This is a genomic window from Pseudomonas sp. BO3-4 (assembly GCF_034044115.1).
In the GTDB taxonomy this organism is placed as follows: Bacteria; Pseudomonadota; Gammaproteobacteria; order Pseudomonadales; family Pseudomonadaceae; genus Aquipseudomonas; species Aquipseudomonas alloputida.
This window is the reverse complement of sequence record NZ_CP139018.1, coordinates 5,086,607-5,110,235: the sequence shown is the minus strand read 5'-3', so window position 1 is coordinate 5,110,235 and position 23,629 is coordinate 5,086,607. Positions and strand designations below refer to the sequence as shown.

Annotated in this window: 21 protein-coding genes and 4 pseudogenes; 24 read left to right on the top strand and 1 reads right to left on the bottom strand. The window is 60.4% G+C overall.

Annotation, left to right across the window (positions count from 1 at the left end):
* Positions 1 to 3: 3 nt before the first annotated feature.
* The 24 genes and pseudogenes from traD to REH59_RS23380 form a co-directional block, all read left to right on the top strand.
* On the top strand, positions 4 to 2,160 hold the full coding sequence (gene traD / locus REH59_RS23495) for a type IV conjugative transfer system coupling protein TraD (RefSeq protein WP_064481763.1): 2,157 nt from the start codon (positions 4 to 6) through the stop codon (positions 2,158 to 2,160).
* Entirely contained in the window at positions 2,157 to 2,906 is a 750-nt protein-coding gene (locus REH59_RS23490) for a TIGR03747 family integrating conjugative element membrane protein (protein ID WP_064481764.1), read from the top strand. The genes traD and REH59_RS23490 overlap by 4 nt, the downstream gene beginning before the upstream one ends.
* Before the next feature lie 180 nt (positions 2,907 to 3,086).
* The gene (gene benA, locus REH59_RS23485) at positions 3,087 to 4,442 is read left to right on the top strand and encodes a benzoate 1,2-dioxygenase large subunit (protein WP_045633694.1); all 1,356 of its coding nucleotides are present in this window, start codon (positions 3,087 to 3,089) and stop codon (positions 4,440 to 4,442) included.
* On the top strand, positions 4,443 to 4,931 hold the full coding sequence (gene benB / locus REH59_RS23480; protein ID WP_045633695.1) for a benzoate 1,2-dioxygenase small subunit: 489 nt from the start codon (positions 4,443 to 4,445) through the stop codon (positions 4,929 to 4,931).
* Between the two features lie 9 nt (positions 4,932 to 4,940).
* The gene (gene benC / locus REH59_RS23475) at positions 4,941 to 5,951 is read left to right on the top strand and encodes a benzoate 1,2-dioxygenase electron transfer component BenC (RefSeq protein WP_064481765.1); all 1,011 of its coding nucleotides are present in this window, start codon (positions 4,941 to 4,943) and stop codon (positions 5,949 to 5,951) included.
* Positions 5,952 to 6,065: 114 nt separating this feature from the next.
* Positions 6,066 to 6,842, top strand: coding sequence for a 1,6-dihydroxycyclohexa-2,4-diene-1-carboxylate dehydrogenase (locus REH59_RS23470; RefSeq protein ID WP_045633697.1), 777 nt, complete (start codon positions 6,066 to 6,068; stop codon positions 6,840 to 6,842).
* 144 nt (positions 6,843 to 6,986) lie between these two features.
* A complete protein-coding gene (locus tag REH59_RS23465; RefSeq protein ID WP_045633698.1) occupies positions 6,987 to 7,325 on the top strand; it encodes a 2Fe-2S iron-sulfur cluster binding domain-containing protein in 339 nt (112 codons plus the stop codon).
* Positions 7,322 to 8,245, top strand: coding sequence for a catechol 2,3-dioxygenase (locus REH59_RS23460; RefSeq protein ID WP_011005909.1), 924 nt, complete (start codon positions 7,322 to 7,324; stop codon positions 8,243 to 8,245). The genes REH59_RS23465 and REH59_RS23460 overlap by 4 nt, the downstream gene beginning before the upstream one ends.
* A 34-nt stretch (positions 8,246 to 8,279) precedes the next feature.
* Positions 8,280 to 9,740, top strand: coding sequence for a 2-hydroxymuconic semialdehyde dehydrogenase (locus tag REH59_RS23455; protein WP_064481766.1), 1,461 nt, complete (start codon positions 8,280 to 8,282; stop codon positions 9,738 to 9,740).
* 10 nt (positions 9,741 to 9,750) lie between these two features.
* On the top strand, positions 9,751 to 10,599 hold the full coding sequence (locus tag REH59_RS23450) for an alpha/beta fold hydrolase (RefSeq protein ID WP_045633701.1): 849 nt from the start codon (positions 9,751 to 9,753) through the stop codon (positions 10,597 to 10,599).
* An 11-nt stretch (positions 10,600 to 10,610) separates the two neighbouring features.
* Positions 10,611 to 11,396 (top strand): 2-oxopent-4-enoate hydratase, encoded by a 786-nt coding sequence (gene dmpE, locus REH59_RS23445; protein WP_045633702.1) that lies wholly within the window; start codon positions 10,611 to 10,613, stop codon positions 11,394 to 11,396.
* 14 nt (positions 11,397 to 11,410) lie between these two features.
* Entirely contained in the window at positions 11,411 to 12,334 is a 924-nt protein-coding gene (locus REH59_RS23440; protein WP_064481767.1) for an acetaldehyde dehydrogenase (acetylating), read from the top strand.
* 12 nt (positions 12,335 to 12,346) lie between these two features.
* Positions 12,347 to 13,387 carry a 4-hydroxy-2-oxovalerate aldolase gene (dmpG, locus tag REH59_RS23435; protein WP_045633704.1) on the top strand — a complete coding sequence of 347 codons (1,041 nt, stop codon included), beginning with the start codon at positions 12,347 to 12,349 and terminating at the stop codon, positions 13,385 to 13,387.
* Positions 13,384 to 14,178, top strand: a complete 795-nt coding sequence (dmpH, locus tag REH59_RS23430; protein ID WP_064481768.1) for a 2-oxo-3-hexenedioate decarboxylase — start codon at positions 13,384 to 13,386, stop codon at positions 14,176 to 14,178. Before dmpG ends, dmpH begins: the two co-directional genes overlap by 4 nt.
* A 48-nt stretch (positions 14,179 to 14,226) precedes the next feature.
* A complete protein-coding gene (locus REH59_RS23425) occupies positions 14,227 to 14,418 on the top strand; it encodes a 2-hydroxymuconate tautomerase (RefSeq protein WP_004575912.1) in 192 nt (63 codons plus the stop codon).
* Between the two features lie 204 nt (positions 14,419 to 14,622).
* Positions 14,623 to 14,862 (top strand): annotated as a pseudogene (locus REH59_RS23420) (helix-turn-helix domain-containing protein); the annotation flags it as partial.
* Between the two features lie 64 nt (positions 14,863 to 14,926).
* Positions 14,927 to 16,080, top strand: a protein-coding gene (locus REH59_RS23415; protein WP_103455382.1) for an IS3 family transposase whose coding sequence is annotated in 2 segments (ribosomal slippage) — positions 14,927 to 15,173 and positions 15,173 to 16,080 — 1,155 coding nt in all. Because the reading frame shifts where the segments join, the coding sequence is not laid out codon by codon here.
* 6 nt (positions 16,081 to 16,086) lie between these two features.
* Positions 16,087 to 16,452 (top strand): annotated as a pseudogene (gene xylM, locus REH59_RS23410) (xylene monooxygenase subunit XylM); the annotation flags it as partial.
* Positions 16,453 to 16,605: 153 nt separating this feature from the next.
* The gene (locus tag REH59_RS23405) at positions 16,606 to 17,655 is read left to right on the top strand and encodes a 2Fe-2S iron-sulfur cluster-binding protein (protein ID WP_134637439.1); all 1,050 of its coding nucleotides are present in this window, start codon (positions 16,606 to 16,608) and stop codon (positions 17,653 to 17,655) included.
* A gap of 195 nt (positions 17,656 to 17,850) precedes the next feature.
* Positions 17,851 to 18,951: an NAD(P)-dependent alcohol dehydrogenase gene (locus REH59_RS23400; RefSeq protein ID WP_045633711.1), complete on the top strand. Its 1,101-nt coding sequence runs from the start codon at positions 17,851 to 17,853 to the stop codon at positions 18,949 to 18,951.
* A gap of 112 nt (positions 18,952 to 19,063) precedes the next feature.
* The gene (locus tag REH59_RS23395; RefSeq protein WP_320450359.1) at positions 19,064 to 20,461 is read left to right on the top strand and encodes an OmpP1/FadL family transporter; all 1,398 of its coding nucleotides are present in this window, start codon (positions 19,064 to 19,066) and stop codon (positions 20,459 to 20,461) included.
* A gap of 404 nt (positions 20,462 to 20,865) precedes the next feature.
* Positions 20,866 to 21,219 carry a hypothetical protein gene (locus REH59_RS23390; protein ID WP_011005926.1) on the top strand — a complete coding sequence of 118 codons (354 nt, stop codon included), beginning with the start codon at positions 20,866 to 20,868 and terminating at the stop codon, positions 21,217 to 21,219.
* A 221-nt stretch (positions 21,220 to 21,440) separates the two neighbouring features.
* Positions 21,441 to 22,444, top strand: a pseudogene (locus tag REH59_RS23385) (transposase); the annotation flags it as partial.
* A 118-nt stretch (positions 22,445 to 22,562) separates the two neighbouring features.
* Positions 22,563 to 22,670, top strand: a pseudogene (locus REH59_RS23380) (IS5/IS1182 family transposase); the annotation flags it as partial.
* 206 nt (positions 22,671 to 22,876) lie between these two features.
* Here the strand turns inward: REH59_RS23380 and REH59_RS23375 are convergent.
* Positions 22,877 to 23,212, bottom strand: a complete 336-nt coding sequence (locus REH59_RS23375) for a transposase (protein ID WP_081262894.1) — start codon at positions 23,210 to 23,212, stop codon at positions 22,877 to 22,879.
* Positions 23,213 to 23,629: the final 417 nt, after the last annotated feature.

Below are 23,629 nucleotides of genomic sequence, written 5' to 3'. Positions count from 1 at the left end.
CAAATGGCCCAACCGCATGCGGTCGAGGTGCTGCTGCGGCCAGCGGTGGAGCTTTACACCGTGGCGGTTTGCGCCGGCGCCGCGATTCTGTGCTTGGTGGCACCGTGGTCGCTCGCGCTGAACCCGCTGCTCGGCCTGGGCTCGGCGCTGGCCTTCCTGACCTTCGGCGCGATTCGCCTGCGCGATGCCTGGGCGATCCTGCGCCATCGCCGCAACATCCGCCGCCTGCCGCGCTACGTGATGACCAGCCGCGACGTGCCGGTGAGTCAGCAACGGCTGTTCGTCGGCCGGGGCTTTCGCTGGGAGCAGCGGCACACGCACCGGCTGATGCAGACCTACCGGCCGGAGTTCCGCCGCTACGTCGAGCCGATGGCGATCTACCGGGCCGCCCGGCGGCTGGAGGAGCGGCTTGAGTTCGCGCCGTTTCCACTCTCGAAGCTTGCGCGGGTCCTGGCTTGGGACAGTCCTTTCAATCCGGCACGGCCGCTGCCGCCGGTCGGCGGACTGCCGCGCCTGCATGGCATCGAGCCGCACGAGGTCGACGTCACCCTGCCGCTGGGCGAGCGCGTCGGCCACAGCCTGGTGCTGGGCACCACGCGCGTGGGCAAGACGCGGCTGGCCGAGTTGTTCATCACCCAGGACATCCGCCGCAAGGTCCGCGGCGAGCACGAGGTGGTGATCGTCTTCGACCCCAAGGGCGATGCGGACCTGTTGAAGCGCATGTACGTCGAGGCCAAGCGCGCCGGGCGCGAAGGCGAGTTCTACGTCTTTCATCTGGGCTGGCCGGACATCTCGGCGCGCTACAACGCCGTGGGCCGGTTCGGGCGGATCTCCGAGGTGGCCACGCGCATCGCCGGACAGCTCTCGGGCGAAGGCAACAGCGCCGCGTTCCGCGAATTCGCCTGGCGCTTCGTCAACATCATCGCGCGCGCCCTGGTCGAGCTGGGGCAGCGGCCGGACTATCTGCTGATCCAGCGCCACGTCATCAACATCGACGCGCTGTTCATCGAGTACGCCCAGCACTACTTCGCCAGGAACGAGCCGAAGGCCTGGGAGGTCATCGTCCAGCTCGAAGCGAAGCTGAACGACAAGAACATCCCGCGCAACATGATCGGGCGCGAGAAGCGCGTGGTGGCCCTCGAACAGTACCTGTCCCAGGTGCGCGTCTATGACCCCGTGCTCGACGGCCTGCGCAGCGCCGTGCGCTACGACCGGACGTACTTCGACAAGATCGTCGCCTCGCTGCTGCCGCTGCTGGAGAAGCTCACCACCGGCAAGATCGCGCAACTGCTGGCGCCGAACTATTCCGACCTGTCCGACCCGCGGCCGATCTTCGACTGGATGCAGGTCATCCGCAAACGCGCGGTGGTCTACGTGGGGCTGGACGCGCTGTCCGACGCCGAAGTCGCGGCGGCGGTGGGCAACTCGATGTTCAGCGACCTGGTCTCGGTCGCCGGCCATATCTACAAGTTCGGCATCGACGACGGGCTGCCCGGCGCCGCCGCGGGCGCCAGGATTCCGATCAACGTCCACGCCGACGAATTCAATGAACTCATGGGCGACGAGTTCATCCCGATGGTCAACAAGGGCGGCGGTGCCGGCGTGCAGGTGACGGCCTACACGCAGACCCTGAGCGACATCGAGGCGCGCATCGGCAACCGTGCCAAGGCCGGCCAGGTGGTCGGCAACTTCAACAATCTGTTCATGCTGCGCGTGCGCGAGACCGCCACCGCCGAGCTGCTGACGCGACAACTGCCCAAGGTCGAGGTGTACGCCACGGCACTGATGAGCGGCGCCACCGACAGCTCCGACCCGCGCGGCAATACCGCGTTCACGTCCAACACCCAGGACCGCATCAGCAGCAACAGCGTGCCGCTGATCGAGCCGGCGCATGTGGTGGCGCTGCCCAAGGGGCAGTGCTTCGCGCTGAGCGAGGGCGGCAACCTCTGGAAAGTCCGCATGCCGCTGCCCGCTCCCGACCCCGACGAAGCCATGCCGAAGGACCTGCAGGAGCTGGCCGGCTACATGCGTCAGCACTACGTCGAGGCGGGAGATTGGTGGGAGAACCAGGGCATCCCCGGCCTGCAGGACGAGGCGCTGCCCGACGACCTGCTGGACGACTTCAGGCAGATGGCCGCCGCTGAAGAGGAAGGAGCATGAGCGATCCGGCCGTCGCGGCCCAGCGCCAGCAGCAAAGACAGCAAGGCCTGATCGCCGGCCTGGTCACGCTGCCGTTCCGCTTCTTCGGCGTGCTGTGCGGCGCGCTGCTGCTGTGCATCCTGATCGAATGCGTCGGCATGCACTTCTTCTGGCCCGAGCAGGGCTGGCGCCACGCGCAGGGTATGCTGCACTACGAGCTCGATCAGCTCTCCACGCATTTCACGCGCAGCGCGCTGGTGCAGGAGCCGGGGCGCACCGCGCACCGGCTGGTGGAGCAGGGCTACGACTGGCTGTTCGTGAAGAGCGGCCTGCTGGACTGGATACGCGACGCCTCGGCGCAGGCCCGCGCCGGCAGCCATCGCCCGAGCAAGGATCTCCGCTACTACATCGGCTTGGTCTACGTGAACGTGGAGAGCTACCTGATCGCGGCGGCCTACACGACGCTGGTCTTCCTCGTGCGGCTGCTGGTGCTGTGCCTGACCCTGCCACTGTTCCTGATGGCCGCCTTCGTCGGGCTGGTGGACGGCCTGGTGCGCCGGGATGTGCGCCGCTTCGGCGCGGGACGCGAGTCGGGGTTCATCTATCACCGCGCCCGGGCCAGCCTGACCCCGCTGGCCGTGCTGCCGTGGGTGACTTACCTGGCACTGCCGGTCAGCGTAAACCCGCTGCTGATCCTGCTGCCCAGCGCGGCACTGCTCGGCGTGGCGGTGTGCATTGCGGCGGCGACGTTCAAGAAGTATCTGTAGGTGCGACACGTTAATTTTGGTCAGCAGTTCCTTAACGGGCTGCAGTGTCCGGTTTGATAGGGATAAGTCCAGTCTTGCAAGAGGCGGATACAGGAGTGCAAAAAATGGATATCTCTAGAAAGGCCTACCCCTTAGGCTTTATGCAACAGAAACAATAATAATGGAGGCATGACCATGACAATGCACCTGGGGCTCGACTATATAAATAGTCTCGTTGAAGAAGATGAGGATGAGGGCATCTACCGCTGCAAGCGCGAGATGTTCACCGACCCTCGGCTGTTCGATTTAGAGATGAAACACATCTTTGAGGGTAACTGGATTTATCTCGCCCACGAGAGCCAGATTCCCGAGAAGAACGACTATTACACCACGCAGATGGGCCGGCAGCCGATATTCATCACACGCAACAAAGATGGTGAGCTCAATGCCTTCATCAATGCCTGCAGTCACCGCGGCGCCACGCTCTGTCGCTTTAGGAGTGGAAACAAGGCCACCCACACCTGCTCGTTCCACGGCTGGACCTTCAGCAATTCGGGCAAGCTGCTCAAGGTCAAAGACCCCAAGGGCGCCGGCTATCCGGACAGCTTCGACTGTGACGGCTCGCACGACCTGAAGAAAGTTGCGCGCTTTGCTTCCTACCGCGGATTTCTATTCGGCAGCCTGCGCGAGGACGTCGCCCCGTTGGAAGAGTTCCTCGGCGAGTCGAGGAAGGTCATCGACATGGTCGTCGACCAGTCGCCCGAAGGTCTGGAAGTGCTGCGCGGTTCCAGTACCTATGTTTACGAAGGCAACTGGAAAGTGCAGGTCGAGAACGGTGCCGACGGCTACCACGTCAGTACTGTTCACTGGAACTACGCCGCCACCCAGCAGCAGCGCAAGCTAAGAGAAGCGGGCGATGATATTCGCGCCATGAGCGCCAGTAGCTGGGGCGGGGATGGCGGCGGTTTCTACTCCTTTGAAAACGGCCACCAGATGGTCTGGGCACGCTGGGGTGACCCGAAAAACCGCCCGCTGTTCGCCGAGCGAGATCGCTTAGCCAGCGAGTTTGGTGAAGCCCGTGCCGACTGGATGATCGGCGTCTCCCGCAACCTCTGCCTCTACCCGAACCTCTACCTGATGGACCAGTTCGGCTCGCAGTTGCGTATCACCCGTCCGCTGTCGGTGGATAGAACCGAAATCACCATCTACTGCATCGCGCCCAAAGGCGAAAGCGCCGAGGCGCGTGCCCGCCGTGTCCGTCAGTACGAGGACTTCTTCAATGTTAGCGGCATGGCCACCCCGGACGACCTGGAGGAATTCCGCGCCTGCCAGGAGGGCTTCGCCGGCGGGGGGATGAACGACATGTCCCGTGGCGCCAAACACTGGATCGAGGGGCCGGACGAGGGCGCGAAGGAGATCGATCTGCATCCGAAGCTGAGCGGTGTCCGCTCGGAAGACGAAGGCCTGTTCGTCATGCAGCACAAGTACTGGCAACAGCAGATGATCAAGGCCGTCAAGGCAGAACAGGATCGGCTGATCCATGCGGAGGGCGTGTAAATGACTATCTCCTACGAAGCCGTGCGCGATTTCCTTTACCGCGAAGCACGCTATCTCGACGACAAGCAGTGGGAAAGCTGGCTGGAAATGTACGCGCCGGACGCCACTTTCTGGATGCCGGCCTGGGACGACCGCGACCAATTGACCGAAGACCCGCAGAGCCAGATCTCGCTGATTTGGTACGGCAATCGCGGTGGCCTAGAGGATCGGGTGTTCCGCATCAAGACCGAGCGCTCCAGTGCCACCATTCCGGACACCCGAACCAGCCACAACATCAGCAATCTGGAGCTGCTCGAGCAGTCCGGCGGCTTCTGTAAGCTGCGCTACAACTGGCACACCATGAGTTATCGGTACAAGACGGTGGACCACTTCTTTGGCACCAACTTCTGCACCCTCGACACATGTGGCGAGACCCCGCTGATTAAGGCCAAGAAGGTCGTGCTGAAGAACGACTACATCCGCCAAGTTATCGATGTATACCACGTCTGAGGTGCCGCCATGACACACAAGGTTGCACTGAACTTCGAAGACGGCGTCACTCGTTTCATCGATGCTAATGCTGGCGAGACTGTTGCTGATGCAGCCTACCGCCAAGGCATCAATTTACCCCTGGACTGCCGAGACGGTGCATGCGGCGCCTGCAAATGCTTCGCCGAGAGCGGCCGCTACAGCCTCGGCGAGGAGTATATCGAGGATGCACTTAGCGAAGCCGAAGCCGAGCAGGGCTACGTGCTGACCTGCCAGATGCGCGCCGAAAGCGACTGCGTGATTCGCGTTCCGGCCGCATCGGACGTCTGCAAGACCCAGCAGGCCAGCTATCAGGCAGCGATCAGCAACGTGCGTCAGCTGTCCGAGAGCACCATCGCGCTGTCTATCAAAAGCGCATCGCTGAACCAGTTGGCGTTCCTGCCAGGCCAGTACGTCAATCTGCAAGTGCCGGGCAGCGACCAGACCCGCGCCTATTCCTTCAGCTCGCTGCAAAAGGATGGCGAGGTCGGCTTCCTGATCCGCAACGTGCCGGGCGGGCTGATGAGCAGTTTCCTGACCAGCCTCGCCAAGGTCGGCGATAGCGTCAGTCTGGCTGGACCGCTGGGCGCGTTCTATCTGCGCGAGATCAAGCGGCCGCTGCTGTTGCTGGCGGGTGGTACCGGCCTAGCGCCGTTCACCGCGATGCTGGAGAAGATCGCCGAGCAGGGCAGCGAGCACCCGCTCCATCTGATCTACGGCGTCACCCATGACCACGACCTGGTCGAAATGGACAAGCTAGAGGCATTCGCCGCGCGCATTCCCAACTTCAGCTACACCGCCTGCGTCGCCAGCCCGGACAGCGCCTATCCGCAAAAGGGCTATGTGACCCAGTACATCGAGCCCAAACACCTCAACGGCGGTGAGGTAGATGTCTACCTTTGCGGTCCGCCACCGATGGTCGAGGCGGTCAGTCAGTACATCCGGGCACAGGGCATCCAGCCGGCCAATTTCTATTATGAGAAGTTCGCCGCCAGCGCCTAGAGGCTCCTTTGGTCCGCTTACTAGGTGAGCGGGCCTGTTTTATTCGGGCAGTAGGGCCCAGGTTCTCTACGAACTTTCCCAAATTGCATCCGGGCTACACAACCGAGGTGGTTCATGAACAAACGTTTCCAGGGCAAGGTTGCCGTTATCACCGGCGCCGCCCAGGGCATCGGTCGCCGCGTGGCCGAACGGATGGCGGCCGAAGGCGGTCGACTGCTGCTGGTCGACCGTTCCGAGCTAATACATGAGCTGGCCGACGAACTGGTCGGAGTTGCTGAGGTGCTGACCCTGACCGCCGACCTTGAGCAGTTCGCCGAGTGCCAACGGGTGATGGCGGCGGCGCTCGAGCGCTTCGGTCGTCTGGATATTCTGATCAACAACGTTGGCGGCACCATTTGGGCTAAGCCATTCGAGCATTACCAGGAACGCGAGATCGAGGCCGAAGTGCGGCGTTCACTGTTTCCTACCCTATGGTGCTGCCACGCCGCGCTGGCGCCAATGATCGAGCAGGGCAGTGGCGCCATCGTAAATGTTTCCTCCGTTGCCACGCGCGGGATCCATCGCGTGCCTTACGGCGCGGCGAAGGGTGGCGTTAACGCCCTGACCGCCTGTCTGGCCTTTGAAACCGCCGAGCGCGGCATCCGCGTCAACGCCACCGCACCGGGTGGCACCGAGGCGCCGCCACGGCGGATTCCGCGCAATAGCGCCGAGCCGAGTGAGCAGGAGAAGGTCTGGTACCAGCAGATCGTCGACCAGTCCCTCGACAGCAGCCTTATGAAACGCTACGGAAGCATTGACGAGCAGGTCGAGGCAATTCTGTTCCTTGCTTCTGACGCCGCCTCCTACATCACCGGTATAACTCTTCCGGTGGCAGGGGGAGACCTCGGTTGACCCTTATGTCTGGTTAAGAAGAGAAATCGACATGCGAAGAAGCAACGTACATGAGGTCCCTGACGCTCATTTTCGGGGTTTTGCCGGCATCACCCAGAGCTGTTGGGGGATACTTCCGTCATGTTTAGTGTATCTGGGATGAATATGAACAGTGCCGGCTACGAGGTGTTCGAAGTGCTAAGCGGCCAGTCATTCCGCTGCGCGGAGGGCCAGTCGGTGCTGCGCGCCATGGAAGCCCAGGGCAAGCGCTGCATACCGGTGGGCTGTCGCGGTGGCGGTTGCGGCCTTTGTAGAGTGCGGGTGCTCAGCGGAGCCTACCGGAGCGGACGCATGAGCCGCGGTCACGTGCCGGCCAAGGCCGCCGCCGAAGGCCTGGCCCTGGCCTGTCAAGTGTTTCCGCAAACCGACTTGACCATCGAGTACTTTCGCCACGTTGGCGGAAACAAACCTGACAACAAGAACTATGAAGAGGTGACGTCATGAACAAAGGTGTAATGCGACCGGGCCATGTGCAGCTGCGTGTACTGGACATGAGCAAGGCCCTGGAACACTACGTCGAGTTGCTGGGCCTGATCGAGATGGACCGTGACGACCAGGGCCGTGTCTATCTGAAGGCTTGGACCGAAGTGGATAAGTTTTCCCTGGTGCTACGCGAGGCTGACGAGCCGGGCATGGATTTTATGGGTTTCAAGGTTGTGGATGAGGATGCTCTCCGGCAACTGGAGCGGGATCTGATGGCATATGGCTGTGCCGTTGAGCAGCTACCCGCAGGTGAACTGAACAGTTGTGGCCGGCGCGTGCGCTTCCAGGCCCCCTCCGGGCATCACTTCGAGTTGTATGCAGACAAGGAATATACTGGAAAGTGGGGTTTGAATGACGTCAATCCCGAGGCATGGCCGCGCGATCTGAAAGGTATGGCGGCTGTGCGTTTCGACCACGCCCTCATGTATGGCGACGAATTGCCGGCGACCTATGACCTGTTCACCAAGGTGCTCGGCTTCTATCTGGCCGAACAGGTGCTGGACGAAAATGGCACGCGCGTCGCCCAGTTTCTCAGTCTGTCGACCAAGGCCCACGACGTGGCCTTCATTCACCATCCGGAAAAAGGCCGCCTCCATCATGTGTCCTTCCACCTCGAAACCTGGGAAGACTTGCTTCGCGCCGCCGACCTGATCTCCATGACCGACACATCTATCGATATCGGCCCAACCCGCCACGGCCTCACTCACGGCAAGACCATCTACTTCTTCGACCCGTCCGGTAACCGCAACGAAGTGTTCTGCGGGGGAGATTACAACTACCCGGACCACAAACCGGTGACCTGGACCACCGACCAGCTGGGCAAGGCGATCTTTTACCACGACCGCATTCTCAACGAACGATTCATGACCGTGCTGACCTGATGGTCCGGTACGACTTATTGCAGAGATTGCGCAGATGAAAGAAATCAAGCATTTCATTAGCGGTGCCTTCGTCGGTTCGGCCAGCGGCAAGCTGTTCGACAATGTCAGCCCGGCCAACGGCCAGGTGATCGGCCGCGTCCACGAGGCCGGCCGCGCCGAGGTCGACGCCGCGGTCAGGGCGGCACGCGCTGCGCTGAAGGGACCCTGGGGGAAGATGACGGTGGCCGAGCGCGCTGAGATTCTGCATCGCGTGGCCGATGGCATCACGGCGCGCTTCGGCGAGTTTCTCGAGGCCGAATGCCTGGACACCGGCAAGCCGAAGTCGCTGGCCAGCCACATCGACATTCCGCGCGGCGCGGCCAATTTCAAGGTGTTCGCCGACCTGCTCAAGAATGTTGCCAATGAAGCCTTCGAGATGGCCACCCCGGACGGCGCCGGTGCACTCAACTACGGCGTGCGCCGGCCTAAGGGGGTGATCGGGGTGATCAGCCCGTGGAACCTGCCGCTGCTGCTGATGACCTGGAAAGTCGGCCCGGCCCTGGCCTGCGGCAACTGCGTGGTGGTCAAACCATCCGAGGAAACCCCGCTGACCGCCACCCTGCTCGGCGAGGTGATGCAGGCCGCCGGTGTGCCGGCCGGCGTGTACAACGTGGTGCACGGTTTCGGCGGCGATTCGGCCGGGGCCTTCCTCACCGAGCACCCGGACGTCGACGCCTACACCTTCACCGGCGAGACCGGCACCGGCGAAACCATCATGCGCGCCGCGGCCAAGGGCGTGCGCCAGGTGTCGCTGGAGCTGGGCGGCAAGAACGCCGGCATCGTCTTCGCCGACTGCGATATGGACAAGGCCATCGAGGGCACCCTGCGCTCGGCCTTCGCCAACTGCGGCCAGGTCTGCCTGGGCACCGAGCGGGTGTATGTCGAGCGGCCGATCTTCGACGCGTTCGTCGCCCGCCTGAAGGCCGGCGCCGAAGCGTTGAAGATCGGCGAACCGAACGATCCAGAGGCCAATTTCGGCCCGCTGATCAGCCATAAGCACCGTGAAAAAGTCCTCAGTTACTACCAGCAGGCAGTCGACGACGGCGCCACCGTTGTCACCGGCGGCGGCGTGCCGGAGATGCCGGCGCACCTGGCCGGCGGCGCCTGGGTGCAGCCGACTATCTGGACCGGCCTGGCCGACGATTCGGCGGTGGTCACCGAGGAAATCTTCGGCCCCTGCTGCCATATCCGCCCGTTCGACAGCGAGGAGGAAGCCATTGAACTGGCCAACAGCCTGCCTTACGGCCTGGCCTCGGCGATCTGGACCGAGAACGCTTCGCGCGCCCACCGCGTCGCCGGGCAGATTGAGGCCGGCATCGTCTGGGTCAACAGCTGGTTCCTGCGCGACCTGCGCACCGCCTTCGGCGGCAGCAAGCAGTCGGGCATCGGGCGCGAAGGGGGTGTGCACTCGCTGGAGTTCTACACCGAGCTGAAAAACATCTGTGTGAAACTTTGAGGACCTGGTCATGAACGCACCGCAGCAAAGCCCTGAAATCGGTCGCGAAATCCTCGCCGCCGGCTACCGCACCAACCTGCATGATCAGGGCGAAGGCTTCCCGGCTCTGCTGATCCACGGCTCCGGCCCCGGCGTCACCGCCTGGGCCAACTGGCGCGGGATCATTCCGCAGCTGGCGCAGACGCGCCGGGTGATCGCCCCGGACATGCTCGGCTTCGGCTACAGCGAACGTCCGGCCGATGGCAAGTACAGCCAGGCGCGCTGGGTCGAGCATGCCATCGGCGTGCTCGACGCCCTCGGCATCCAGCAGGCCGACATCGTCGGCAACTCGTTCGGCGGCGGGCTGGCACTGGCACTGGCCATCCGTCACCCCGAGCGTGTGCGCCGGCTGGTGCTGATGGGCAGCGTCGGTGTGTCTTTCCCCATCACCGCAGGACTGGAAACAGCCTGGGGCTACACGCCGTCGCTGGCCAACATGCGCAGGCTGCTCGATCTGTTCGCCCACGACCGCACCCTGGTCAACGACGAGCTGGCCGAGCTGCGCTACCAGGCCAGCATCCGCCCCGGCTTTCAGGAGTCGTTCGCCGCGATGTTCCCGCCGCCACGGCAGAACGGAGTCGACGATCTGGCCAGCAACGAGACCGATATCCGCGCCCTGCCCAACGAAACCCTGGTCATCCACGGCCGCGAGGATCGGATCATCCCGCTGCAGGCTTCGCTGACCCTCGCGCAGTGGATTCCCAACGCCCAGCTACACGTGTTCGGCCAGTGCGGCCACTGGACCCAGATCGAACACGCCGAGCGTTTCGCCCGCTTGGTCGAGAATTTCCTCGCCGAGGCCGACGCCCTCCATTCCTGAGAGAGACCGATATGGACAAGACATTGATCAACGAACTCGGCGACGAGCTCTACCAGGCGATGGTCCAGCGCGAGACCGTCACGCCGCTGACCAGCCGCGGCTTCGACATCAGCGTCGAGGACGCCTACCACATTTCCCTGCGCATGCTGGAACGCCGCCTGGCCGCCGGCGAGCGGGTGATCGGCAAGAAGATCGGCGTCACCAGCAAGGCCGTGCAGAACATGCTCGGCGTGCACCAGCCGGACTTCGGCTACCTCACCGATGCCATGGTCTACAACAGCGGCGAAGCCATGCCGATCAGCGAGAAGCTGATCCAGCCGCGCGCCGAGGGCGAGATCGCCTTCATCCTCAAGAAGGACCTGATGGGGCCGGGCGTGACCAACGCCGACGTGCTGGCTGCCACCGAATGCGTGATCCCCTGCTTCGAAGTGGTCGATTCGCGCATCCAGGACTGGAAGATCAAGATCCAGGACACCGTGGCGGACAACGCCTCCTGCGGGCTGTTCGTGCTCGGCGACCAGGCCGTCTCACCGCGCCAGGTCGATCTGGTCACCTGCGGCATGCTGGTCGAGAAGAACGGCCAGCTGCTCTCCACCGGCGCTGGAGCGGCTGCGCTCGGCTCGCCGGTCAATTGCGTCGCCTGGTTGGCCAACACCCTCGGCCACTTCGGCATCGGCCTGAAGGCCGGCGAAGTGATCCTGTCCGGCTCGCTGGTTCCGCTGGAACCGGTCAAGGCCGGTGATTTCATGCGCGTCGAGATCGGCGGCATCGGCAGCGCCTCCGTGCGCTTCATCTGATCGAGGACAGCCTGATGAACAAGAAACTGAAAGCCGCCATTATCGGCCCGGGCAACATCGGCACAGATCTGGTGATGAAGATGCTGCGTTCCGAGTGGATCGAGCCGGTCTGGATGGTCGGCATCGACCCCGAGTCCGATGGCCTCAAGCGCGCCCGCGAGTTCGGCCTGAAGACCACCGCCGAGGGCGTCGACGGCCTGCTGCCGCACGTGCTCGAGGACGATATCCGCATCGCCTTCGATGCCACCTCCGCCTATGTACACGCCGAGAACAGCCGCAAGCTCAACGAGCTGGGCGTGCTGATGGTCGACCTGACCCCGGCCGCCATCGGCCCGTACTGCGTGCCGCCGGTGAACCTCAAGCAGCATGTCGGCACGCTGGAAATGAACGTCAACATGGTCACCTGTGGTGGCCAGGCCACCATCCCGATGGTCGCCGCGGTATCGCGCGTGCAGCCGGTGGCCTACGGCGAGATCGTCGCCACCGTGTCCTCGCGCTCCATCGGCCCGGGCACCCGCAAGAACATCGACGAGTTCACCCGCACCACCGCCGGCGCCATCGAGCAGGTCGGCGGGGCCAAGGAAGGCAAGGCGATCATCGTCGTCAACCCGGCCGAGCCGCCGCTGATGATGCGCGACACCATCCACTGCCTGACCGAAACCGAACCGGACCAGGATGCGATCACCGCATCGGTCCACGCGATGATCGCCGAGGTGCAGAAGTACGTGCCCGGCTACCGGCTGAAGAACGGCCCGGTATTCGACGGCAACCGCGTCTCGATCTTCATGGAAGTCGAGGGCCTGGGCGACTACCTGCCCAAGTACGCCGGCAACCTCGACATCATGACCGCCGCCGCCCTGCGCACCGGCGAGATGTTCGCCGAGGAAATCGCCGCCGGCACCATTCAACTGCCACGTCGTGAAGCGGCACTGGCCTAAAGGAGTCGCACCATGAATCTGCAAGGCAAGAACGTCACCCTGCACGACATGAGCCTGCGCGACGGCATGCACGCCAAGCGCCACCAGATCAGCCTCGAGCAGATGATCGCGGTCGCCACCGGCCTCGACGCTGCCGGCATGCCACTGATCGAGATCACCCACGGCGACGGCCTCGGCGGTCGCTCGATCAACTACGGTTTCCCCGCGCACAGCGACGAGGAATACCTGCGTGCGGTGATCCCGCGCCTCAAGCAGGCCAAGGTATCCGCCCTGCTGCTGCCAGGCATCGGCACGGTCGACCACCTGAAGATGGCGCTCGACTGTGGCGTCTCCACCATTCGAGTGGCCACGCATTGCACCGAGGCCGATGTCTCCGAGCAGCACATCGGCATGTCACGCAAGCTGGGCGCCGATACCGTAGGCTTCCTGATGATGGCGCACATGATCAGCGCGGAAAAAGTGCTGGAGCAGGCGCGGCTGATGGAAAGCTACGGCGCCAACTGCATCTATTGCACCGACTCCGCCGGCTACATGCTGCCCGATGAAGTCAGCGAGAAGATCGGCCTGCTGCGCGCCGAGCTGAACCCGGCCACCGAGATCGGCTTCCACGGCCACCACAACATGGGCATGGCCATCGCCAATTCGCTGGCCGCCATCGAAGCCGGTGCCTCACGCATCGACGGCTCGGTCGCCGGTCTCGGCGCCGGTGCCGGCAACACCCCGCTGGAAGTCTTCGTCGCGGTGTGCAAGCGCATGGGCGTGGAAACCGGCATCGACCTCTACAAGATCATGGACGTCGCCGAGGACCTGGTGGTGCCGATGATGGATCAGCCGATCCGCGTCGACCGCGATGCGCTGACCCTGGGCTATGCCGGGGTGTACAGCTCGTTCCTGCTGTTTGCCCAGCGCGCCGAGAAGAAGTACGGCATACCGGCCCGCGACATTCTGGTCGAGCTGGGGCGCCGCGGCACCGTCGGTGGCCAGGAAGACATGATCGAGGACCTCGCCCTGGATATGTCCCGGGCCCGCCAGAACCAGAAGGTGAGCGCATGAACCGTACCCTCAGCCCCGAGCAGGTGCTGGCCCTGGCCGAGCACATCGAGAACGCCGAACTGCAGGCCCATGACATCCACAAGGTCACCAACGACTATCCCGAGATGACCTTCGCCGATGCCTACGACATCCAGTGGGAAATCCGCCGGCGCAAGGAGGAGCGCGGCAACAAGATCGTCGGCCTGAAGATGGGCCTGACCTCATGGGCGAAGATGGCACAGATGGGCGTGGAGACGCCGATCTACGGCTTTCTCGCCGACTACTTCAGCGTGCCCGACGGCGGCACGGTGGAGTGTTCCAAGCTGATCCACCCCAAGATCGAGGCGGAAATCGCGGTGGTCACCAAGGCACCGCTGGTGGGGCCTGGTTGCCATATCGGCGACGTGATCGCCGCGGTCGACTACGTGATCCCCACCGTCGAGGTGATCGACTCACGCTACGAGAACTTCAAGTTCGACCTGATCAGCGTGGTGGCCGACAACGCCTCCTCGACCCGCTATATCACCGGCGGTCGCATGGCCAGCCTGGAGGATGTCGACCTGCGCACTCTTGGCGTGGTGATGGAGAAGAACGGCGAGGTGGTGGAACTCGGTGCCGGTGCCGCGGTGCTCGGCCATCCGCTGTCCAGCGTGGCGATGCTCGCCAACCTGCTGGCCGAGCGCGGCGAGCACATACCGGCCGGCACCTTCATCATGACCGGCGGCATCACCGCCGCCGTCGCAGTAGCGCCGGGCGACAACATCACCGTGCGCTACCAGGGGCTTGGCAGCGTCTCCGCGCGCTTCGTCTGAGCCATCCGGCCGCCCTGCCCGGGCGGCCTCTTCTTCAGGAGGCACACCATGCCTATTGCCCAGATCCACATCCTTGAAGGCCGCAGCGACGAGCAGAAGGAAACCCTCATTCGGGAAGTCAGCGAGGCCATCTCGCGCTCCCTGGATGCGCCGCTGACCAGCGTACGAGTGATCATAACCGAGATGCCCAAAGGCCACTTCGGCATCGGCGGCGAACTGGCCAGCAAGGTCAGACGCTGAAAGTGGAGATGCGCAAAGGCATTTCGGGTCGAAAAACCCGACCTGGATTGGCAGGCGGCCACAAAGAGCGCGGGCAAACGCCGGCACAGCAGCGCTATGCAGCTATCGCCAGTGGAGTTTGAGAAACGCTATTTCAGAGCTTGGAGAGTGGGCGGCGGCAAAAACTGAGTGCAACACCTGACCTTTCCGGTAAGGTGCTGCCCCATGTCCTATTCCGAACTCAGCGTTGCAGAGCGCGCCACGATCCAAATCGGTCATGTCCAAGGCTTCAGTCAGAGAAGGATTGCCTGCCTGGTCAACCGATCCCCCTCGACCATCAGCCGGGAGCTGCGTCGTAATCGCCAGGCTTGCGGCACCTACTCGGCCCACGGAGCGCAGCAGCAGATGCAGCGCCGGCGCCAAGCCTGCCGGCCCAGGCGCAAGCTGTTGCCAGGCAGTGAACGCTTGGGTTCTACCCCGTCAGCACGGACACTTTCGAGTAAGCTCACACCGAGCTGAAGGAGTGTTCATGAAACGCAAGAAATACAGTCCCGAGTTCAAGCGGGAAGCCATCGAGTTGGTTCGTCGTTCAGGGGCGAGCTGTCGACAGGTGGCCATGGAGATTGGTGTTGCTCCCAACCTGCTCACACGCTGGGTGCGGGAGGCACAACCAGGTACTGAGAAAGCCTTTCCTGGAACGGGAAGCCCGCGGGATGAGGAGCTTGCCCGCCTCAAGCGCGAGTTGGCCCGAGTAACCAAGGAACGTGATTTTTTAAGAGACGCGGCAGCGTACTTTGCCAAGGAGTCATCGAGCGGTACACGGTGATCCAGCGCTGCCGCAACGAGTACCCGGTACGATTGATGTGCCGTTGCCTGAAGGTTTCTGCCAGCGGCTATTACGCCTGGCAGGATCGTGAACCAAGCGCGCGAGCTCAGGAGAATGCGCGCTTGGTGAAGCGCATTCGGGAGATTCACGAGGACAGCCGGGGTGTGATCGGAGCGCCACGAATGCACGAGGATTTGCTCGACGAGGGCGAAGCCGTCAGCCTGAACCGAGTTGCTCGCCTGATGGCGGCTGAGCGAATTCAAGGCTGGCCACGCCGGAAGCGGCGTGGCTTTGGAAGAGTCGCCAGCAGCCGCCCAGCAGGCGTGAAAAACCTGCTGGAGCGCGACTTCACCGCGCAGGAACCAGAGCGCAAGTGGGTCACGGACATCACGGAAATCGCCACCCAGGAAGGCAAACTCTTTCTATGCGTGGTGCTCGACTTGTACAGCAAGCTGGTGATCGGTTGGTCGATGCATCACCGCCAGGATCGGCAGATGGTGATTCGAGCGGTGGAGATGGCGATCTGGCAGCGCCAGGGTGACTGGTCAGTGATCCTGCATTCGGATCGCGGCAGCCAATTCACCAGCGCCGACTACCAGCGCTTTCTGAATCGCAACACGCTGGTGTGCAGTATGAGTGCCGTCGGGCATTGCGGCGACAACGCTGCCTGTGAAGGCTTCTTCGGTCAGCTCAAACGGGAGCGCGTTGTCCATCAGTCGTATCGAACTCGTGATGAGGCTCGGGCGGATCTATTCGACTACATCGAGCGGTTTCATAACCCACGAATGCGTCGTAGAGTCGCCCGGCAAGATCTGAAGTTTTCAGCCCTTTTCAAACCGTCCGTGGAAATGGGGTAGAACCCCTATGGTTTAGTACGCGATTTAGATCAGCCTATCCTCCTGCACCACGCGTGGAATCATATGGGAACAATTGTGCGCCCGCTGGGTTGCGAAATTACTAACCATATCAATCATCATATTGACGGCTATACACGGTTCTATGAGTTGCGTCCGGAAAAAGAAGCCCCGCAGATGCCTTCGCTCTTTGTGTGTTTCCTTCTAGGGCTTATTCCGCCTCTTTGGTTCGCTCTCATTGCAAAACCAAAGTTGAGAGACTGGGACCAGCGGTACGCAACTCCAGGTGAGCGCGAACTGGCTATGGCTGCAAATAAAAAAGCGGGATGGCCACTGTGGTGTGAAAGTGAACTGGGTCGGGTGGCTAGCATTTGATAATACAGGCAGTCTAAACCGTTTCGACTGAGACCGTAGATAAGCGAAGAGCGAACGAACTCTACGGTCTCTTTTTGAAAAAAACGTTCCAAATGGGACAAAGTTTCCGTTTTTTCTAATTAACGGGCGTCTAACTGAGCGATGGGTTTATGAATGAGTTTTTTTAAGAAAATCTCTGGTTTATTTGTGCCGCCTCCGGAATCTACCGTTTCAGTCAGAGGGCAGGGGTTTCAGTTTAAGGTGCCACGCGGGCAAACCATTCTGGAAAGCGCTCTGCATCAAGGAATTGCCTTTCCGCATGATTGCAAAGTGGGATCTTGTGGGACATGTAAATATAAACTGATATCTGGCAGGGTGAATGAGTTGACCTCTTCTGCTATGGGTCTGAGTGGCGATCTGTATCAGTCCGGCTATCGTTTGGGTTGTCAATGCATACCAAAAGAAGATCTCGAGATAGAGCTAGACACAGTGCTCGGGCAGGCGTTAGTTCCAATAGAAACGAGTGCCTTGATTAGTAAGCAGAAACGGCTGGCGCACGATATAATCGAGATGGAAGTAGTGCCCGATAAGCAGATAGCCTTCTACCCCGGCCAGTATGCAGATGTAGAATGTGCAGAATGCTCTGCTGTAAGGAGTTATTCCTTTTCCGCTCCGCCCCAACCTGACGGCTCCCTGAGCTTCCATGTTCGCCTTGTCCCAGGTGGAGTTTTCAGTGGTTGGCTATTTGGTGGCGATCGTACGGGAGCGACACTAACCCTGCGAGCGCCTTATGGACAGTTCGGGCTCCATGAGAGCAATGCCACGATGGTCTGCGTAGCCGGCGGAACGGGGCTTGCTCCAATTAAATGTGTTTTGCAGAGCATGACCCAGGCCCAGCGAGAGCGTGATGTGTTGTTGTTCTTTGGAGCTCGTCAACAACGTGACCTATATTGCCTCGACGAAATAGAAGCGCTGCAACTCGATTGGGCTGGGCGCTTCGAGCTTATTCCAGTTTTGTCCGAAGAGTCTTCTACGTCGTCATGGAAAGGGAAACGTGGCATGGTAACCGAGTATTTTAAGGAGTACCTCACGGGGCAGCCTTATGAAGGATACCTTTGCGGGCCGCCCCCTATGGTGGACGCTGCCGAGACCGAGCTCGTTCGACTTGGTGTTGCGCGGGAATTAGTGTTTGCGGACCGTTTTTATAATAGACCTCCTTGCTAGCAGTAGCAGAAGTTTACAAGTTTAACTGTGGTTCGATGCATAGTCGAGCTTACGGGTATTCGAGCTAATCGGTAAATTTATGATTGGAATCGTCTTTCGGCAAAAAATTGATGGCGGTGAGATAAATAGGTTGTTGTCCAAAAGTTGGTAAATATCGGTTTATAGCTTTAGTCTGGAATAAAGAAGGAGATGGAAATGGAAATCAAAGCGGCAATAGTTCGCCAAAAAAATGGCCCGTTCTTACTTGAGCATGTAGCTCTTAATGAGCCAGCTGAAGATCAGGTTCTCGTTAGATTGGTTGCAACCGGGCTGTGTCATACGGATCTGGTTTGTCGCGATCAGCATTATCCGGTTCCACTACCGATGGTATTTGGGCATGAAGGGGCTGGTGTGGTTGAGCGTGTTGGGTCCGCGGTCAAAAAGGTTAAGCCGGGCGATCATGTTGTTTTGACATTTTATACCTGCGGGAGCTGTGATGCTTGTCTTTCCGGAGACCCTACTAGTTGTGCAAACTCATTTGGCCCTAACTTTATGGGGCGCTCGGTAACCGGGGAGTGCACCATCCACGATCACCAAGGGGCAGAGGTGGGAGCAAGCTTTTTTGGGCAGTCCTCCTTTGCGACATATGCGCTATCTTATGAACGCAACACTGTGAAGGTTACAAAAGACGTACCGCTTGAGTTGCTTGGGCCTCTTGGTTGTGGCATTCAAACTGGCGCAGGGTCTGTTCTGAATGCGCTTAATCCGCCAGCGGGTTCTGCTATCGCAATTTTTGGTGCTGGGGCAGTTGGTCTTTCGGCCGTGATGGCTGCCGTTGTAGCAGGTTGTACCACCATCATCGCTGTCGACGTTAAGGAAAACCGGCTGGAACTAGCCAGTGAACTTGGGGCGACGCACATTATTAACCCGGCCGCTAACGATCCCATTGTGGCGATCAAAGAGATATTCGCTGACGGTGTTCCGTATGTATTGGAGACTAGCGGTTTGCCCGCCGTGCTTACGCAGGCGATCCACAGCTCTGCTATAGGCGGTGAGATCGGTATTGTAGGTGCGCCACCTATGGGGGCCACAGTTCCCGTTGACATTAACTTCCTGCTATTCAATCGTAAGCTTCGTGGAATCGTTGAGGGTCAGTCGATCTCGGATATTTTCATTCCCAGGCTGGTGGAGCTTTATCGTCAGGGGAAGTTTCCGTTTGACAAGCTGATTAAGTTTTATCCTTTTGATGAAATCAATCGAGCCGCCGAAGATTCGGAAAAAGGCGTGACGCTTAAGCCGGTACTCCGGATTGGTTGACGCGTGCTGGTAGAAATGCGCGGCCCGTGCGGAACTTTTCCAACGTTGCGTAGAGAATGTGTTGTTCGATGTTGTTTTCCCCATATAAAAACGTTAATAAACGGTGAAGCATATGAAAATAAAAAATTTACCCAATAAGGTAATTAGTGGTGTGATCTTGGGTATCGCATCAAGCCATGCGATAGCGACGGAAGGTTTGTTCTTGGAGGGCTTTGGAGCAATTTCTAGGAGCATGGGTGGAACGGCTGTTGCGCATTATGTCGGGCCCGCGTCGATGATGGTCAACCCAGCGACCATGGATTTATCTGATTCTGCCGGCGAACTGTTGCTCGGATTCGATCTTATCACTACAGACATTGGCGCCACTAACCCGGAGACCGGGGAGCATGTGTCGTCGAGTGACCATTCGAACAACAGAGGACCCTATGTTGCCCCCCAGTTTGCTTATATCCACAAGGTTTCCAACTGGACCTTCGGTGCGGGCGTGTTTGCACAAGCCGGTGTAGGGGTGGAATATGGGGATGACAGTTTTTTGTCGCGCGGTGATGTTGGTGGAAAGGGTTATGCTGCCGGGGCGGATACCGGTCTTGAAAATGCGAGCCGTTTGGTTATCCTTGATATACCTTTTGCTGCGAGCTTTAAAGTTAACGATCGCCTGACCATTGGCGGTTCACTTGATGCCAAGTGGACTGTCTTGAATCTTGATTATTTACTTGGAATGAACCAGCTAGGTAGTCTAGCGGGGGATGGGCGAGCGTCCGGCTCCTTAATGGGGGTGATTGGAACCTTGCCCGACCCACGGGGTGTCCATTTGAGCGTTAGCAAAAACAAAGAGTTTTCGAGTGGCGTTGATGGGTGGGGGTATTCGGGCAGATTAGGGTTATTGTACAAGGTGGCCCCCACAACGAATGTGGGTGTCTCCTACATGTTCAAAAGTCACATGAACGACTTGAAAGGGAAGGGGACTGTTACAGCGGTGGACGGTATTGCCGGTAATGTGCCTATCGAAGGCGAGGTTCGGTTTTTGGACTTCAATACGCCAGCCAAGCTTGATGTGGGTATCAGCCATCAGGTCACGGATAAATGGTTGATCGCTTTTGATGTTTCTCGCGTTTTCTGGAAGGATGCTTTGAAGGACATTAAATTGGGGTTCGCCAGTGGGATGGGCGATGTTGACTTAAAGCTGCCGCAGGATGCCAAGGATTCAACGATCATGGCGATTGGCACGTCGTATGCGGCAACCCCGCGTTTAACCCTGCGAGCAGGATACCGTCATACCACGCAGCCATTCAATGACGAAGGGCTGCTGGCGCTGATTCCAGCAGTGCTACAGGATCATGCCTCTTTAGGATTTAGTTATCAGTTATCCAAATCAGGCAGATTCGATGCTGCCTACTCGCACGCCTTCAAGGAAAGTATGACCAACCGGTCGGCTTACAACACCTCATCGCCCGTGAAATCGTCCATGGCGCAAGATAATTTCGTCCTGGCCTATAATTATTCATTCTGATTAAAACGCTTATCGTAAGCCTCTGAAGTTCGAACTGATCAATTTGAGCCGCTATCTTTGTTGGCTCAATCTTCGGGTTCAATAGCTATCTGGTTAACTAGCCTGGTAGGCATGAGTGGCTACTGAGATGTGCATTGCAGGTCAGGTTGGTGGCGATAAGTCTTGATACTGGCTTAAGATCATAATATTAGCAAGGAGGCGGACTGAAAGTTGCACTTGCGTATTCGTTAGCGATACTTCTTGACCGTCTTTGAGCGAGCAAGTAAGTCAATGTGCTATCGATGGAATGAGCTTACTGGAAGACCGCTGGTTTTCGTCGTTGCTATATTCTAGCAATGCCACATTATTGGGGGCGGCGAGTGGCGGCCGTCATTCTATAAAGACACCAAATTGAGGAGCAACTGATGGAACTTGTGAAGTGGATATTCTGGTGGATGGTAGCGGCTGCTTCGGGCGGGTTACTTTTAGCCCTGCTGACGGCTATAAAGGTGCGTTACCCTTCGTGGTTGAGGTTGGCGCACGGTGGGCTCGCCTTCGCGGGACTCGTGACGCTGGTCTATGCGTTGTTTAGCGGCGGGCCCGATGCTTCGATTCCGCAGGCCGCTTTCTGGGCGCTGGGCCTGCTGGTAGCAGCCTTTCTGGGAGGGGCGTTGTTTTTTGGGGTGCTGTTCCGTAACGCCAAGCCTTGGTGGGCGATCATCGGGCACGGCGGCTTGGCGTTGGCGGGCGTTGTCGTGCTATTTATGGCCGCCTATTAAGGCGCGAGGGTGCCTTGCACCTGCACCGTCTGTTTGGTGGCGCGGATTATAGCTGCACGACAGTTCCGATAGTGTGGACGTGGGCGCATCAGTTTTTTTGGGGGTATAAAGAGCCGACTCAGGTGGGGGACCAGTAAGCGCACCTCATGAATTAACCCGGCTTATTCATGAGGCCGACCTGAAAACGAAGATAGCGGATGGTATTCTCTCGGAAATTCAGTGTGTTCCGCCAAGAACATGAACCAAGAGAGCCATCCGCTATGGGTGAAAGCCTTCCGCCTGGACGCACTCCTGAAACGGCGCTGTTCGTGTCGAGCTGAGCGGCCAGCGCACCACCAGCGACAGCGGTGCTCTGTTGTTGCGTGAAACCCTCGAACAGCGGCGTGATCGAGGCGCTGGAGGACAATCTGATCGACCTCCGCAACCCGCTGCGCATCCGTCATTCGCTGGCCAGCCAGCTTCGCACTCTGGTGCTGCAGCGCGCGATGGGCTGGATCGATCTCAGCGATACCGGCACGCTGCGCCGTGACCCGCTCTGGCAGTTGGCCTGCAGCGGTGCGCGTGGCATGAAGCCCCTAGCTCAGGGTCGGCTGTCTCAAGCCACGCTGTCGCGGCTGCTGACCTGCATGGGGCGAAATGACAACATCGATGCTGTGCATGAAGACCTGCTGCTGTTGGTGGTCTGGCGTCTGACCTCGCTGAAGCATGGCCAACGCCCCGAGCAGCTGACGCTGGACATCGACGGCGTGCCGATCGATGTCCACGGCCACTAGGGTGGCTCGGCGTTTCATGGGCTTTACAGCGCACGGATTTACTCACCGCTGGTGGCTTCGCTGGCCGAAACGGGCGACATGGTGGGTGGCCTGCTGCGCAGCCACATCGGCCTGCAGAAGCTGGCGGCACCGCACCTGAAGCGGCCACCGGGCCGTCAACCCGAGCAGCCTCGGGAGTGGTGCCACGACCTTGAGTACCAGGCTGGTTCCTGGCCGACGCCACGGCGCGTGGTGCTGGTGGTGCTGGTGCTGGTGCTGGTGGTGCAGGAACGCCCCGATGACCTGTTGGTGCATGCCTTCTTCCTGGTCACCAACCTCGGCAAGTTCGACTGGCCATCGGAGAAGATCCTGGCGCTCTCCGCAAGCGAGGCAGCGCCGAGGCGTACATGGGCAAGGTCAAGTCGGCGCTCGACGCACACCTCTCATCGACTGATCGCGGCGCCTCCACTGTCTAGGACGCGATGGCCCGCAACGAGGTGAGCCTGCTGCTCAGCCTCTACGCCGGAGCTGTGGCGCCCACCAAGAGCGCTGCAGAAAAGTTTAAGTTGTGTATGCCATCGAGACGGCAGGAGGGGTCTGGCGAATAACACGGCGCAACTGGTGACACTATTCGCGCTGTCGAATCGGTGGATGGCACGCCCGCATTTACTGACGAACGCAGGAGAGGTGCACCTGTAGTGAGGGGAATGGCTACCGCGAGTTGCTCGCGGCGGCTGATTGATTTGCCGCTTTTAAAATCAGCGGAGGCTGAAGTCAGCCAGAAATGCATGGCTACTTCAGAGGATCCTTAGCACCGCTGCCTAGTAGCCTGTCGGACTTGAGTTCACGAGAGGGGCATCAGGAGCGAAGGCGAAGCCATTCGTCCGCTGCCGGCAGCGACGTGCCTACGAGATCCAGCGGTCGAGCAGGCTAGCGGCGTCATCCGGTGCGGGGCGTGCTTGATAGCGTTGGCGCAATGCCTCTTTCAGGCGCAAGGCACGCGCTGTCTTCAGGCCGCTGCGCTGCAGCCAATGCATGCTGTCGATCTGTTTGCGATACCAGTGCGCCGCGCGCTTGAGCAACGCCCAACGACTGCCTTTTAGCTCCGGCGCGAGCTTCACTTCCGCACGCCGAACCTGGTCGAGCGCCCGACTGGCCAGCGCCACCACATGAAATGGATCGAAGGCGAGGCGCGCCTGCGGATGCTGCTTGGCCGCGCCCGCCTGGAAGGCCCTGGGCAGTCGATACCAATGTCGGTGATCGCGTCGGGCTCGCCACCATACGCACGCAGATCGGCTGCGAACGTCGCAAAGGTCTGGGCATCCCGGCCCGGCGTGGCGAACAGCAAGCGCCGCGCATCGGTATTATGGAACAACGTCACGTAGAGCGCTGGCCGCGACGGGCGTTAGTCTCGTCCACACCCGGCCGCCGCGCCGCGCTGAAGTTCACTGCGTGCACCCCACCCACGGCGGTGGGCATCGATGAGACGCGAAACTGGAAGAAGTGCAGGTGCTGCCAACGGCGCTCGCCCCGGTCGTGGATTGGCTGCTCCGGCGCAGGGCACGCCGGACACGGCAAGCGCTAGCTTGGCACTCTACGAAGTAGATTACGTGAATCCGGTGCGCCGCCCGTGCCGATTGTTTGCGGCATGTTCCAGC